Genomic DNA, 14035 nt, shown 5'->3' with positions numbered 1-14035 from the left:
GAGCACGAGGTGCTGATCACGATCGAGGAGGGCTCGATCGGCGGCTTCGGCTCCTTCGTGCTGCACGCGCTGGCCGACGCGGGGCTGCTCGACAAGGGGCTCAAGGTCCGCCCCATGGTCCTGCCCGACCTGTTCATCGACCAGGACAAGCCCGCGAAGATGTACGCCGCCGCAGGGCTCGACGCCCGCGGCATCGTCGCCAAGGTGTTCGAGGCGCTCGGCGGGGAGGCCGCGGGCAGCGTCGTCCTCGGTCGGCGCGCCTGAGCCGGCACGGACCTCAGGCGCACAGCGAGGAAGCGTCGACATCCCTGCCGTGCACGAGGCGCTCGGCCGGCAGGGCGTGCGCGAAATGCCAGCCCTGTGCGCTCGAGATGCCCATCGCCGCGACGAGCGCGCGCTCGCTCGCGGTCTCCACCCCTTCGGCCACGAGGTCGAGGTCGTAGCCGCGCGCGAGGTGCACGAGCGCCTCGAGCGCCACGCGCCGGCGCGGGTCGTGCGCGCCGCGCACGAGGGCGCCGTCGATCTTGATCGCGTCGATCGGCAGCCGCCCGATCTCCATCAGCGGGGTACGGCCGGCGCCGAAATCGTCGAGCGCGATGCGGATGCCGGCCTCGCGCAGGCGCGCCAGCGGCCCCGCGAGCGCATCGCGCCGCGCCTCGAACGCCTCCTCCGCGATCTCGAGCGTGAGGTCGCCGCCGCCGGGCAGGCCTTCGCGCGCGATCCCCGCGAGCACCCTCTCCGGGAAGCCCGGGGCGCAGACCGTCGGCGCACCCATGTTGACGGCGAGCCCGCCGGCATTCACGCCCTCGCGACGCCAGCGTCCGGCCTGCGTCAGCGCGGCCTCGAGAACCCACTCGTCGAGGCGCCGGGCGAGATCGGGGTCGCGCAGCGCCGCCGCGAAGCTCGCCGCATCCGCGAGCGTCCCGTCCGCGCGGCGCCGGCGCAGCAGCGCCTCGAAGCCGCGCACGCGCCCGTCGCGCAGGTCGACGATCGGCTGGTAGGCGAGGGCGAGGCGCCCCTCGTCGTGCGCCGTCGCCACCTCCGCGATGGTCCGTGCCCGGGCAGAGCCGTCGGCCCGCATCGTGGGATCGAAGCGCACGACCCGGTCCTTGCCGGCGGCCTTGGCGGCATAGAGCGCCAGATCGGCCTCGCCCTGGAGATCCGCACAGGGGGCCCCGTCCGGCCCGGCGCACACGGCGATGCCGACCGATGCCCCGATCTCGTAGGACCGGCCCGCGTGCCGGATCGGCTCGCGCGCGGCGGCGACGATGCGCCGGCCGAGGTCGCCCGCCGCGTCCTCCACCGCCGCACGGTCGCGGCCCACGAGGAGGACCGCGAACTCGTCGCCGCCGATCCGCGCCACGAGCGCGGCGGCGCCGCAGGCGGCACGCAGGCGCTCCGCGATCGCGACGAGGCAGGCGTCGCCCGCCGCGTGGCCGAACGTGTCGTTGACGTCCTTGAAGCCGTCGAGATCGACGAGCAGCAGCGCCCGTGCGCCGCCCGCGTCCGAGTCGATCGGTGCGGCGAGCGCCGCCTGGAAGCGGCCGCGGTTGGAGAGACCCGTCAGCACGTCGCATTCGGCGAGGAAGCGCGTGCGGTCCTGGAGGGTCTTCTCCTCGGTGATGTCCTGCTTCATGCCGAAGATGCGCACCGGCACGCCGCCCTCGCTCTCGACGGTCGCGGTGATGCGCATCCAGCGCGCGGCGCCGCGCGCGGTCGTGATCCGCGCGTCGAGGGTGAAGCCGGCCTGCTCGCGGATCGCCCGGCTGCGCAGGCGGTCGAGCTCCGCCAGGGAGGCGGGATCGTAGTGGCGCACGGCGCGGGCGCGGGTCACCGGCGTGCCGCGCGGCAGCTCGAAGATGTCGTAGACGCCGTCGGTCCAGGTCAGCCGCTCGTCCGGCAGCGCGCATTCCCAGACGCCGACCTTCGCGACCTCGCAGGAGCGCGCGAAGATCTTGGCGCCGTGGGCGAGCGCGGCTTCCTGCGCGGCGACGAGCCGGTCCCGCTCGGAGAGCGCCTGCCGCAGACGCGCGAGCTCGCCCTCCTGATCGCCAACACTCACGCCGCCTCGCTCCGCTCCGCCGCCCCCCGCCCGGGAGACTCTCCCGGGCATGCAGACGCCAAGCTACCGGGGCGACCCTTAAGCGAGCGTGTCCGCGCCGTGCGTCACTGCGTCCGCTCGATCACCGCGCAGGCGACGCGCCCGCCGGCGCCGCCGATCGGCTGGGTGACGTGGTCGTCGGGCGCCTCGTGGACCACGAGCGCCGAGCCGTCGTCGTCGAACAGCGCCGGGTCGCCGTCGAAGGTGACGAGCGTGGTCGCGAACTCGGCGACGGCCGCGCCACCTTCGCCGGCGTAGAAGTTGGCGAGATCACCGGCCTCGGGACCCTCGGGATGGAGGTGGCCGTGCATCGCGCCCTCCGAGGTGATGTGACCCTCGGACGCCTTGAACTCGGGCGCGTCGGAGCAATCGCCGACGCGGTGGAAGTGCGCCGCGTGCCAGCCGGTCGAGAGCTGGTCCTGGTCGATCGTGAGCCGCGCGACGACGCCGTTGGGACCGCCGCGCAGCACGAGGAGCCCGATCTCCTCGCCGTCGGAGCCGACGACGGGAGTCTCGAAGGTCTCGATCTCCTGCTGCCCATCCTGCGCGGCGGCGGGACCGGCGGCGAGGCCGCCGGCGAGGAGCGCGGCGAACGCGAGGGTGCAAGAGAGCTGCGGAGTGGAGCGATGCGGAGTGGAACGATGCATTTGGGGGGCCTCCCGATCCGGTTGGAGAGGGCGGGGAACGGGTGGTCCGGCGGGTTGTTCCGGCCCCTCGCGGCTGCGCCGCGCCCGTGCTAGGGATCGCGCCCGACCCGATCCGGAGCCCGTCCATGACCGATGCGCCGCCGCACGCCCGGCCGACCGTCCCGGCGAAGCTGCGCGCGGACACGCTGCTCGTCGCGCGCGGCCTGTTCGAGAGCCGCGCCAAGGCGCAGGCGGCGATCGCGGCCGGGCTCGTCGTCGCCGACGGCGCGCTCGTGCGCAAGGCCTCCGAGACGCTCGCCGAGACCGCGGCGATCGCCGCGCAGGCCCCGCACCCCTGGGTCTCCCGCGGCGGCGTGAAGCTCGAGGCCGGCCTCGACGCCTTCGGCATCGACCCCGCCGGCCTCGGCTGCCTCGACGTCGGCGCCTCGACGGGCGGATTCACCGACGTGCTGCTGGCGCGCGGCGCCGCGCACGTGGCCGCGATCGACGTGGGGCGCGACCAGCTCCACCCGCGCCTGCGCGCGGACCCGCGGGTGCTCTCGCAGGAGGGTTGCGACGCGCGCGGCCTCGACCTCGCCACCCTGCCCTTCGCGGTCTCGCTGATCGTCGCCGACGTGAGCTTCGTCTCGCTGACGGTGGCGCTCGGCCCCGTGCTCGACCAGGCGGCGCCCGGCACGCGGCTCGTCGCCCTCGTCAAGCCGCAGTTCGAGGCCGGCCGCGCCGCGCTCGACAAGCACGGTGTCGTGCGCGACGAGGCGACCCGCGCGCGGGTGGCCGCGGACGTCGCCGCCTGGCTCGAGGCGCGCGGCTGGCGCATCCTCGGCCGGGTCCCCTCCCCGATCGCCGGCGGCGACGGCAATCGCGAGAGCCTGATCGGAGCCGCGCGTGAGTGAGCTGCACCCCGGCGAGACCGATGTCGTCACGGTCGAGATCGCCCGCCTCGGCGCGCGGGGCGACGGCATCGTCGAGACCCCGCGCGGGCCGCTCTTCGTGCCCTTCGCGCTTCCCGGCGAGCGGGTGCGGGTGGCCCTGGGAGCCGGCGAGCGCGCGCGCCTCGTCTCGGTGGAGAGGCCCTCGCCCGAGCGCGTCGCGCCGTTCTGCCCCTATTTCGGGCGCTGCGGCGGCTGCCTGACGCAGCACCTCGCCCGCGCGCCCGAGCTGGCCTGGAAGGGCGGCATCGTCGCCGGGGCGCTCGCCGCCGCGGGCGTCGAGGCGGGCGAGATCGCGCCGACGGTCGAGGCGCGGGGCGCCGGGCGCCGGCGGCTGACCTTTCACGGGCGCATCCTCGACGGCGCCGCCCGCGTCGGCTTCATGGCGGCGCGCTCGCACGATCTGGTGGCGATCGACGCCTGCCCCGTGGCGGAGCCCGGCCTCGCCGGCGCGCCGAAGGCGGCGCACGTCCTCACGCACCTGCTGCGCGGCTCGGGAAAGCCGCTCGACATCCAGGTGACCCTCACCGAGGCGGGGCTCGACGTCGACCTGCGCGGCCACGGGCCGGTGGACGCGGGCCTGCGCGCCAAGATGGTCGGCGCGGCGGGGCTCCTCGACCTCGCGCGGCTGTCGCTGCACGGGGACATCCTGGTCGAGCGGCGGCCGCCGCTCGTGCGGATGGGCCGCGCCGCGGTGGCGATCCCGCCGGGCGGCTTCCTCCAGGCGACCGGCGCCGGCGAGGCCGCCCTCGCAGGCCTGGTGCTGGAGGCGGTGGGCAAGGCGCGGCGCGTCGTCGACCTCTTCGCCGGCGCCGGCCCCTTCGCCCTGCGGATCGCCGAGCGGGCGCAGGTCCATGCGGTGGAGAGCGACGCGGCGGCGCTCGCCGCCCTCGATCGCGCGGCGCGCGGGACGCCGGGGCTGCGGCCGGTGCGCGTCGAGGCCCGCGACCTGTTCCGCCGGCCGCTCCTCTCGACCGAGCTCGCCCGCGTCGACGCCGTCGTGCTCGACCCGCCGCGGGCGGGCGCGCAGGCGCAGGCGCTCCGGCTCGCCGAGACGACCGTCGCGACGATCGCCTACGTCTCCTGTGACCCGGCGACCTTCGCCCGCGACGCGGCCATCCTCGTCGGCGCCGGCTACGCGATCGAGCGGGTGACCCCGGTCGACCAGTTCGCCCACGCGCCGCATGTGGAGCTCGTCGGCGTGTTCCGAGCCCCGCGCGCGCGGCGCTGAGGCCACGCGCAGGGCCGAAGGGCGGTGGCGCTGCCGTCCTGCGGCGCGCGTGCTCGGCGGCGTCGCGACGGACGCCGGGCCGGCGCTCCGACCTCTCTGATCGCCGCGCGGCGCGGCCCCGGGTCGTCGCGGCCGGCAGGGCTACCGCTCGGTGCCGTCGGCGCTCCGAGCCACGGCCGTGGGAGCGCGCGCCGTGTCGCCCTCCGCCGGCGCGGCCGGCTGCGCACCATCGTCGGGCGCCGGGACCGGCTCGGTTCCGTCACCGAAGTCGAGCTCGCCCTGCTGCTCGAGGAACTGCGCCTGCTCGGCCTGCGCGGCGGCGGCCTCCGCCATCTCGACGGTCTCGGCCGCCATGGCGTGGGAGACGGTCGGCGTCGCGCCGACGGTCTCCTCGCCGCGGGGGTCGAGCGGGGCGGCGACGGGCGTCGTGCGCGGCAGCGTCTGGAACGGCATCTGCTGGTCCGCCGGTACCGAGGGGCGGGCACGCAGGCGCCAGACCGCGAAGGCGATCGAGGCGACGCCGATCACGCCCGAGAAGACGAACAGGCCCGACGGGCCGAGCGCCCCCATCACCGCCGCCGCGACCGGCGGCCCGACCGTCGCGCCGGCGGAATAGGTGAGCACCAGGCCGCCGGAGGCGCCGACGCGCTCCTCGCGCTCGAGGTGGTCGTTGGTGTGGGCGACGCAGAGCGGATAGATCGCGAAGCCGATGCCGCCGTAGATCGCGCCGACGAGCAGCATCGCCCAGAAGCCGAGCGCGGGCGTCGGCAGCATGACGAAGGAGACGACCGCGCCCGCCGCCATCGTGCCCACGATGACGAGGCGGCGATCGTAGCGGTCCGACAGGCGCCCGAGCGGCCATTGCAGCAGCACGCCGCCGAAGATGATCGCCGACATGAAGCTCGCCGTGTCCGACAGATCGAGACCCTGGCCGGAGGCGTAGACGGGCGCGAGCGAGTAGATCGCGCCGAGCACGAGCCCGGACGAGATGCAGCCGAAGATGCCGAGCGGCGAGGCGGCCCACAGCCGCTTGTAGCTCAAGGACACGACGTTGGGGATCATCGGCGGCGCGCGCGGCGTCATGGCGACCGGCACGACGGCGAGGATGATCACCATCGCGATGAGGCTGAAGATCAGGTAGCCGCTCTCGTCGGGCACGGTCAGCACGAATTGTCCGCCGCCCTGCGCGAAATAGAGGCACGTCATGTAGACGGCGAGGATGGTGCCGCGATTCTCCGGCGTCGCCGAATCGTTGAGCCAGCTCTCGATGCACACGAACAGGCCGGCCGCGCAGAAGCCCTGGGTGATGCGGTAGAGCGCCCACAGCGGCTCGTCGACGACGACGGGATACGCGAGGGTCGTGGCCGCCATGATCGCGGCGAAGGCGGCGAAGGCGCGCACGTGGCCCACCCGCGTGACGATGTGGAACGCGAACAGGGCGCCGAGCGTCAGGCCCAGGAAGTTCGCCGCCATGACGAGGCCGATCACGAGGGTGGAGGCGTCGGTCTCCCCGAGCCGCACGCTGACCACGGTCCCGAGGGGCCCGGAGCCCGCCATCAGCAGGACGACGGCGAGGAGCAGTGCGAGGACGGGCTGGACTGTGCGGGCCATGAATCGGGTCCGGTGGGGTCGTCGAGGAGTCGGGAGGGCGGGAAGGCGGGAGGCTCGCCGTGTGCGCGCCCCCTGTGCGGCGGCTCGCCGCGCGCTAGCTGTGGAATGAGGCGACGGCGCGGCGCGGGTGAGGATCCCTCCCCGCTCGCCCGACGGGTACGTGTCTTGCTTGCCTCGCGCACGGCCGTGCCCGAGGCGGGCACGCGCCGCAGGCTGCGGCCAGTCCACCGCATCCGGCGCAGCGCGGATAGGCGCGCCGCCCCGGCTCCGTCACACTGGCACGCGGCGCGACGCGAAACCGACTGCGCCGGAAGCGATTCGAGGGGCGAGCCGCCATGTGACGCCACGTGCGACCCGATGCCTGTCTATCCGCCGACGCATTCTCCCGGCAACCTTCGACAAGGCTCGGGGGTTAAAGTCAAGGTGATGCCATGATGGGGCGAGCGAACATGTATCCGAACGATGACCTGTTCACCTCATTCGCGCAGATGTACGACCAGCGGCGCGAGACCGAGATGTCCCTGATGGACTACCTCGAGGGTTGCAAGTCGGATCCGATGATGTACGCGAGCGCGCCTGAGCGTATCCTCGCGGCCATCGGCGAGCCGCAGATGGTCGACACGGCGAAGGATTCGCGCCTCGGCCGGATCTTCATGAACCGCACCATCCGGGTCTATCCGGCGTTCGAGGAATTCTACGGCATGGAGGAGACGATCGAGCGGATCGTCTCATTCTTCCGTCATGCGGCGCAGGGGCTCGAGGAGCGCAAGCAGATCCTCTACCTGCTCGGGCCCGTCGGCGGCGGCAAGTCCTCGCTCGCCGAGCGCCTCAAGGCGCTGATGGAGGTGCACCCGATCTACGTGCTCAAGGCCGGGGGCGAGATGAGCCCGGTCTTCGAGAGCCCGCTCGGCCTGTTCGACCCCGAGCGCATGGGGGACATGATCGAGGACCGCTACGGCGTCCCGCGCCGGCGCCTCACCGGCCTGCTCAGCCCCTGGGCGCTCAAGCGCCTCGACGAGTTCGGCGGCGACATCTCGCGCTTCAAGGTCGTGAAGGTGAACCCCTCCCGGCTACGCCAGATCGGCATCGCCAAGACCGAACCCGGCGACGAGAACAACCAGGACATCTCCTCCCTCGTCGGCAAGGTCGACATCCGCAAGCTCGAGACCCTCTCGCAGAACGATCCCGACGCCTATTCCTATTCCGGCGGCCTGAACCGCGCCAACCAGGGCGTGCTCGAGTTCGTCGAGATGTTCAAGGCGCCGATCAAGATGCTCCACCCGCTGCTGACGGCGACGCAGGAGGGCAACTACGTCGGCACCGAGAACATCGGCGCCATCCCCTACCAGGGCATCATCCTCGCGCACTCGAACGAAGCGGAGTGGCAGACCTTCCGCGCCAACAAGAACAACGAGGCCTTCATCGATCGCATCTACGTGATCAAGGTGCCCTACTGCCTGCGGGTCACGGAGGAGCAGCGGATCTACGACAAGCTGATCCGGACCTCGGAACTCGCCGAGGCGCCCTGCGCGCCGGGCACGCTCGACATGCTGGCGCGGTTCGCGGTGCTCTCGCGCCTGCGCGAGCACGAGAACTCGAACCTCTTCTCCAAGATGCGCGTCTACGACGGCGAGAGCCTCAAGGAGGTCGACCCGCGGGCGCGCTCCATCCAGGAGTACCGGGACGCCGCTGGCGTCGACGAGGGCATGGACGGGATCTCGACCCGCTTCGCCTTCAAGGTGCTGGCGGCGACGTTCAACCACGACACGATCGAGATCGCGGCCGATCCCGTGCACCTGATGTACGTGCTGGAGCAGACGGTGCGCCGCGAGCAGCTGCCCGACGAGACCGAGAAGCGCTACGTCGAGTTCATCAAGGCCGAGCTCGCGCCGCGCTACGCCGAGTTCATCGGCAACGAGATCCAGAAGGCCTATCTCGAGAGCTACCACGACTACGGCCAGAACCTGTTCGACCGCTACGTGGACTATGCGGACGCGTGGATCGAGGACCAGGACTTCAAGGACCCCGACACCGGCCAGCTGCTCAACCGCGAGCTGCTGAACCAGGAGCTGACGAAGATCGAGAAGCCGGCCGGCATCGCCAACCCGAAGGACTTCCGCAACGAGGTCGTCAAGTTCTCGCTGCGGGCGCGGGCGAGCCACGGCGGCAAGAACCCGTCCTGGACCTCCTACGAGAAGATCCGCGAGGTGATCGAGCGGCGGATGTTCTCGCAGGTGGAGGAGCTCCTGCCGGTGATCAGCTTCGGCTCGAAGAAGGACTCCGACACCGAGAAGAAGCACTCCGATTTCGTCGACCGGATGACCGAGCGGGGCTATACCGAGCGGCAGGTACGACGTCTGGTAGAGTGGTACATGCGCGTGAAGCAGGCGGGCTGAGGCGAGCCCGCGCGAAAGAGGCGCCTTGATGCATATCGTCGACCGTCGCCTGAACCCGGGCGGCAAGAGCCTCGCGAACCGACAGCGCTTCCTGCGCCGGGCGAAGGCGTTGGTGAAGCGCGCCGTGCGCGACTCGTCCAAGGAGCGCTCGATCAAGGACCTGGAGGCCGGTGGCGAGGTCTCGATCCCGCTCGACGGGGTGCGCGAGCCGCGGCTGCGGCGCTCCTCCGAGGGCGGGGTGCGGGACTATCTGCTGCCGGGCAACAAGGACTACGTCGAGGGCGAGCGCATCCCCCGCCCGCCCCGCGGCGGCGGGGGCGGCGGCTCCCAGGGCTCGCCCGGCGGCGAGGGCGAGGACGACTTCCGCTTCGCGCTCACGCACGAGGAGTTCGTCGACCTGTTCCTCGAGGACCTGGAGCTGCCCGATCTCGCCAAGCGCAAGCTCGCGACGACCGAGCAGCTGAGCTGGCGGCGCGCCGGCTTCTCGGTGACCGGCTCGCCGGCGAATCTCGCGCTGACGCGCACCATGCGCAACTCGCTCTCGCGGCGCATCGCGCTGCGGCGGCCGCGGCCGGACGCGATCGCGGCGCTCGAGGCGGAGATCGCCGAGCTCGAGCGCACGCGCGACGACCCGATCCGGCTCGAGGAGGCCCGCGAGGAGCTGGCGCGCATGCGCAAGCGCACCCGGGCGATCCCCTGGATCGACCCGATCGACCTGCGCTACCGCCGGTCGGAATCGACGCCGCGGCCGGTAGCCCAGGCGGTGATGTTCTGCCTCATGGACGTCTCCGGCTCGATGACGGAGCACATGAAGGACCTGGCCAAGCGCTTCTTCACCCTGCTCTACCTCTTCCTCAAGCGCCGCTACAAGCACGTCGAGATCGTCTTCATCCGCCACACGCACGAGGCGTCGGAGGTGGACGAGGAGACGTTCTTCTACTCCCCCGAGACCGGCGGCACGGTGGTCTCGACGGCGCTCGAGGAGATGATCCGGGTCATGCGTGGGCGCTACCGGCCGGAGGACTGGAACATCTACGCCGCCCAGGCCTCGGACGGCGACAACACCTCCTCCGACAACGCCAAGACGTCGGCGCTCCTCACCGAGGAGATCCTGCCGGCCTGCCAGTACTTCGCCTATCTGGAAGTGGGGCGCGAGGACGACAGCCCGATGGGCTTCGGCTACAGGCAGAGCGACCTGTGGCGCACCTACGACCTCGCCCGCACCGGCGGCGCGCAGATCGCCATGCGCAAGGTGCGCCACCGCCGCGACATCTACCCCGTCTTCCGCGAGCTCTTCGCCAAGAAGAGCGAGCGGGCGACGGCCTGAGGCATTCCGGGGGACGAGCGCGACCGGCGGACATGTGAGAGAGACACGCGGATGAGCCTGGCCGACACGACGACCCGCAAGCCCACGCCGCGCCGCGGCCGCCTGCCCGACGGCCTCCTCTTCGAGGGCGCGGACTGGGACTTCGACACCATCCAGCGCGTCTTCGACGCCTGCGAGGACGTGGCGCTGAACGAGCTGGGGCTCGACGTCTATCCGAACCAGGTCGAGGTGATCACCGCCGAGCAGATGCTCGACGCCTATTCCTCGATCGGGATGCCGCTGTTCTACAAGCACTGGTCCTTCGGCAAGCACTTCGCCGCGCACGAGGCGAGCTATCGCAAGGGCATGCGGGGGCTGGCCTACGAGATCGTCATCAACTCCAACCCGTGCATCTCCTACATCATGGAGGAGAACACGGCGACGATGCAGACGCTCGTCATCGCCCACGCCGCCTTCGGCCACAACCACTTCTTCAAGAACAACTACCTGTTCAAGCAGTGGACCGACGCGGACGGTATTCTCGACTATCTCGAGTTCGCCAAGGGCTTCATCTCGGATTGCGAGGAGCGCTACGGCCACGGGCCCGTCGAGATGATGCTCGACGCCGCCCACGCGCTGATGAGCCAGGCGGTGCACCGCTATCCGCGCAAGGTCCGCCCCGACCTGCGCACGGAGGAGAAGCGCGAGCGCGAGCGCCGGCTCCACGAGGAGCGGATGTACAACGACCTGTGGCGCACGGTGCCCACCAAGGACAAGGGCACGCCGGACGACGCGGAGCTGCTGCGCCGGCACGCGCTGCTGCAGCTGCCGCAGGAGAACATCCTCTACTTCCTGGAGAAGACCGCCCCGAAGCTCGCCCCCTGGCAGCGCGAGGCGCTGCGCATCGTGCGGCTGATCGCGCAGTACTTCTATCCGCAGGGCCAGACCAAGGTCATGAACGAGGGCTGCGCCACCTACGTCCACTACAAGATCATGAACCGGCTGCACGAGACCGGGCGGATCTCCGACGGGGCGATGCTGGAGTTCCTGCGCTCGCACACGAACGTGGTCTACCAGCCGCAGTTCGACGAGCCGCATTACGGCGGCATCAATCCCTACGCCCTCGGCTTCGCCATGATGCAGGACATCGAGCGCATCTGCGAGACTCCCACCGACGAGGACCGGGAGTGGTTCCCCGACATCGCCGGCCGGGGCGACCACATGGCGGTGCTGCGCGACGTCTGGGCGAACTACCGCGACGAGAGCTTCATCCTGCAGTTCCTGTCGCCGCACCTGATGCGCAAGCTCAAGATGTTCCACGTCGTCGACGACGAGGACGAGCCCGACCTCGAGGTGCGCGCCATCCACGACGAGCGCGGCTATCGCAAGCTGCGCCGCGCCCTCGCCATGCAGTACGACGTGGCCCACACCGATCCCGACATCCAGATCGTCGACGTCGACCTCGCCGGGGACCGGCGGCTGATCCTCCAGCACGCGATGCTCAACCGCGTCGGGCTCGAGGAGAGCGACACCCGCCGCACGCTCCAGCACCTCGCGGATCTCTGGGGCTACGACGTCCTCCTGCGCGAGGTCGACCCGCAGACCGAGACGGTCGTCAAGGAGCACACCGCCAGCGCCCGCCGCCGCCTGGTCTAGCCGCCCCCTCCCCGCAGGGGAGGACGGAGGCCGAAGGCCGGAGGGTGGGGAGGGCGGCGATACGGTTCGCTCGCCATGTCGAACGGCCCCACCGCCCGCGCTCCGCGCGGACTCCTCCCCGGCGGGGAGGACGCGGGTGCCGGCCGTGTGCCCTATTCCGCCGCCGGGCGCTCTCCTCCCCCCTCCTCCTCCTCCACGAACGCCCGCGCCTCCTCGTTGAGCGCGCGCCCCTTGCGGGACGGCGGACGCAGGGGCTCGGGGCGCATGGTCTTCTGGTGGAGGATGTCCTTGCCGGCCTCGAGCCCCGCGAGCTTCTGCGCCTCCAGCCGCTCGAGGTCGCGCCGGCGCACGTCGGCCTCGACCACCGCCGCGCGCTCGGGCGAGACACCGAGCTCGACGAGCACCTCGCGCCCCGCCCGCACCGCGCTCTCGAACGTGTCGCGCACCGACAGCCCGATCCCCGCCTCGTCCAGCGCGATCGTGTGCGTGCGGTCGTAGGCGCGCGCGTAGATGGCGAGCAGCGGGTATTCCTCCCTCAGCCGCCGGCAGATGGCGAGCGAGGTGTCCGGGTCCTTGATGCAGACGAAGACGAGCCGCGCCTGCTCCACGCCCGCGGCGCGCAGCACGTCGAGGCGGTTGCCGTCGCCGAAATAGACCTTGAAGCCGAATCGCGCGGCGTTGCGCACGCGGTCCGGCGCGCGGTCGATCAGCGTCGTCTCGACGCCCTCCGCGAGCAGCATCTGCGAGGCGATCTGGCCGAAACGGCCGAAGCCGACGAGGATGGCGGAGCCGCCCGCCCCCTCGAAATCCTCCTCCATCCGCTCCCGCGGCGCGGTGGCGGCGAGGATGCGCTGGCCGAGCGCCGCGAGCGGCGGGCAGGCGACCATGGAGAGCGCCGCGAGCGCGATCATCAGCCCGACGTCCTCCCCCGAGACGAGGCCGAGCGCGCCCGCGAGCGGCGCGAGTACGAAGGCGAACTCGCCCGCCGCGCTGAGCACGAGCGCGATCTTGATCGCCTCGCGCGAGGTCGAGCCGGCGAGGCGGGCGACCAGGGCGGTCGCGGCGATCTTGACGGCGAGGTACAGCGCGAGGAGCCCGAGCACGAGATCGAGGCGCGCCACGAGGTCGGCGAGATCGATCAGCATGCCCACCGACATGAAGAACAGGGCGAGCAGCAGCCCGCGGAAGGGCTCGACGTCGGCCTGGAGCTGGTGGCGGTAGGACGAGCCCGCCAGCATCACGCCCGCGAGGAAGGCGCCGAGCGCCATCGACAGCCCCGCCGCCCGGGCCGCGAGCGCGGCGGCGAGCACGACGAGGAGGGCCGCCGCCGTCATCACCTCCCGCGCCCCCGCCGACGCGATGATCCGGAAGAGATGATCGAGCACGTACCGCCCCGCGAGCACGATGCCCGCGACGACCCCGAGCGCCAGCGCCGCGTCTCCCCAGGCCGAGCCCGTCGCGCTCGCGCCCGTGGCGCCGGCGCCGAGCAGGATCGGCGCGAGCGCCAGCACGGGGACCGTGAGCACGTCCTGCGTCAGCAGCGCCGCGAAGCTGCGCCGCCCGTAGGGACAGGCGAGCGCAGCGCGCTTCTCCAGGATCTGCAGCGCGATGGCCGTCCCCGAGAGCGCGAAGGCGAAGCCGACGAGGCCGGCCGCGGGCGGCGCGAGACCGAGCCCCCAGGCGATCGCGCCGAGCGCCGCGCCGGCCACGACGACCTGCCCGAGGCCGAGCCCGAGCATGTCCCCCTTCATCGCGGCGAGCCGCGACAGGCGCGTATCGAGCCCGATGACGAACAGCAGCAGCACGACCCCGAGCTGCGAGATCCCCATCACCGCGTCGGCATCGTCGAACACCGCCAGCACCGAGGGCCCGATGACCACCCCCGCCACGAGATACCCCACCGCCGTCCCGAGCCCCAGCCGCTCGAACAGCGGCGGGGCGAGGATGGCGCCGAGGAGGAAGGCGAAGGCCTGGGGGAGGTAGGCGTCCATGGGGGCTCCGGGGCGGGGGGCGCCATGGTCGGACGGCTGGAGGGCGCTCGGCAAGGCCTCATTCGCGACGCCCGTGTGGACGGCCGGGGCGAAGCTCGACGGGCACCCGTGGTTCCGGGTCCCGGCCTCGCTTCGCAATGCGGGACGACAGGCCCCCCGTCCCTTCC

The 14035-nt window shown here is 72.2% G+C and carries 10 protein-coding genes; 6 read left to right on the top strand and 4 right to left on the bottom strand.

The window, feature by feature from the left end; genetic code table 11:
* Positions 1 to 264, top strand: a 264-nt coding sequence (locus tag G407_RS0117845) for a transketolase C-terminal domain-containing protein (RefSeq protein ID WP_029031923.1), incomplete at its 5' end; no start/stop codon positions are given.
* Between the two features lie 13 nt (positions 265 to 277).
* On the opposite strand, the gene G407_RS31265 is transcribed toward G407_RS0117845, so the two are convergent.
* Both G407_RS31265 and G407_RS28465 read right to left on the bottom strand, forming a co-directional pair.
* A complete protein-coding gene (locus G407_RS31265) occupies positions 278 to 2062 on the bottom strand; it encodes a putative bifunctional diguanylate cyclase/phosphodiesterase (RefSeq protein WP_245259121.1) in 1785 nt (594 codons plus the stop codon).
* 104 nt (positions 2063 to 2166) lie between these two features.
* Entirely contained in the window at positions 2167 to 2748 is a 582-nt protein-coding gene (locus G407_RS28465) for a superoxide dismutase family protein (RefSeq protein WP_052341533.1), read from the bottom strand.
* Between the two features lie 125 nt (positions 2749 to 2873).
* Between G407_RS28465 and G407_RS0117830 the strand changes: the two genes are divergently transcribed.
* Together G407_RS0117830 and G407_RS0117825 are read left to right on the top strand one after the other, a co-directional pair.
* Positions 2874 to 3641 carry a TlyA family RNA methyltransferase gene (locus G407_RS0117830; RefSeq protein ID WP_052341532.1) on the top strand — a complete coding sequence of 256 codons (768 nt, stop codon included), beginning with the start codon at positions 2874 to 2876 and terminating at the stop codon, positions 3639 to 3641.
* A 1-nt stretch (position 3642) separates the two neighbouring features.
* Complete coding sequence (locus G407_RS0117825; protein ID WP_029031921.1) at positions 3643 to 4908, top strand: class I SAM-dependent RNA methyltransferase; 1266 nt, start codon at positions 3643 to 3645, stop codon at positions 4906 to 4908.
* Positions 4909 to 5049: 141 nt separating this feature from the next.
* On the opposite strand, the gene G407_RS28460 is transcribed toward G407_RS0117825, so the two are convergent.
* On the bottom strand, positions 5050 to 6519 hold the full coding sequence (locus tag G407_RS28460; protein WP_084327614.1) for an MFS transporter: 1470 nt from the start codon (positions 6517 to 6519) through the stop codon (positions 5050 to 5052).
* Positions 6520 to 6968: 449 nt separating this feature from the next.
* Here G407_RS28460 and G407_RS0117815 point away from each other — a divergent pair, with 449 nt between their 5' ends.
* The 3 genes from G407_RS0117815 to G407_RS0117805 are packed head-to-tail and all read left to right on the top strand — an operon-like array spanning position 6969 to position 11877.
* Complete coding sequence (locus tag G407_RS0117815; protein ID WP_029031920.1) at positions 6969 to 8915, top strand: PrkA family serine protein kinase; 1947 nt, start codon at positions 6969 to 6971, stop codon at positions 8913 to 8915.
* Between the two features lie 28 nt (positions 8916 to 8943).
* Positions 8944 to 10242, top strand: a complete 1299-nt coding sequence (locus G407_RS0117810; RefSeq protein WP_029031919.1) for a YeaH/YhbH family protein — start codon at positions 8944 to 8946, stop codon at positions 10240 to 10242.
* A gap of 51 nt (positions 10243 to 10293) precedes the next feature.
* A complete protein-coding gene (locus G407_RS0117805; protein ID WP_029031918.1) occupies positions 10294 to 11877 on the top strand; it encodes a SpoVR family protein in 1584 nt (527 codons plus the stop codon).
* 152 nt (positions 11878 to 12029) lie between these two features.
* On the opposite strand, the gene G407_RS0117800 is transcribed toward G407_RS0117805, so the two are convergent.
* The gene (locus tag G407_RS0117800; protein ID WP_029031917.1) at positions 12030 to 13868 is read right to left on the bottom strand and encodes a cation:proton antiporter domain-containing protein; all 1839 of its coding nucleotides are present in this window, start codon (positions 13866 to 13868) and stop codon (positions 12030 to 12032) included.
* Positions 13869 to 14035 lie beyond the last annotated feature (167 nt).

It is taken from the genome of Salinarimonas rosea DSM 21201, from assembly GCF_000429045.1.
Taxonomy (GTDB): Bacteria; Pseudomonadota; Alphaproteobacteria; order Rhizobiales; family Beijerinckiaceae; genus Salinarimonas; species Salinarimonas rosea.
The sequence above is the reverse complement of the archived record's forward strand: the minus strand, read 5'-3'. Positions and strand labels throughout refer to the sequence as shown.

Bases quoted from the DNA above. Each gene is read 5' to 3' on its own strand.
- G407_RS0117810 (WP_029031919.1), top strand. From the start codon at position 8,944: ATGCATATCGTCGACCGTCGCCTGAACCCGGGCGGCAAGAGCCTCGCG.
- G407_RS28465 (WP_052341533.1), bottom strand. From the start codon at position 2,748: ATGCATCGTTCCACTCCGCATCGCTCCACTCCGCAGCTCTCTTGCACC.
- G407_RS0117805 (WP_029031918.1), top strand. From the start codon at position 10,294: ATGAGCCTGGCCGACACGACGACCCGCAAGCCCACGCCGCGCCGCGGC.
- G407_RS0117815 (WP_029031920.1), top strand. From the start codon at position 6,969: ATGTATCCGAACGATGACCTGTTCACCTCATTCGCGCAGATGTACGAC.
- G407_RS0117800 (WP_029031917.1), bottom strand. From the start codon at position 13,868: ATGGACGCCTACCTCCCCCAGGCCTTCGCCTTCCTCCTCGGCGCCATC.
- G407_RS0117830 (WP_052341532.1), top strand. From the start codon at position 2,874: ATGACCGATGCGCCGCCGCACGCCCGGCCGACCGTCCCGGCGAAGCTG.
- G407_RS28460 (WP_084327614.1), bottom strand. From the start codon at position 6,519: ATGGCCCGCACAGTCCAGCCCGTCCTCGCACTGCTCCTCGCCGTCGTC.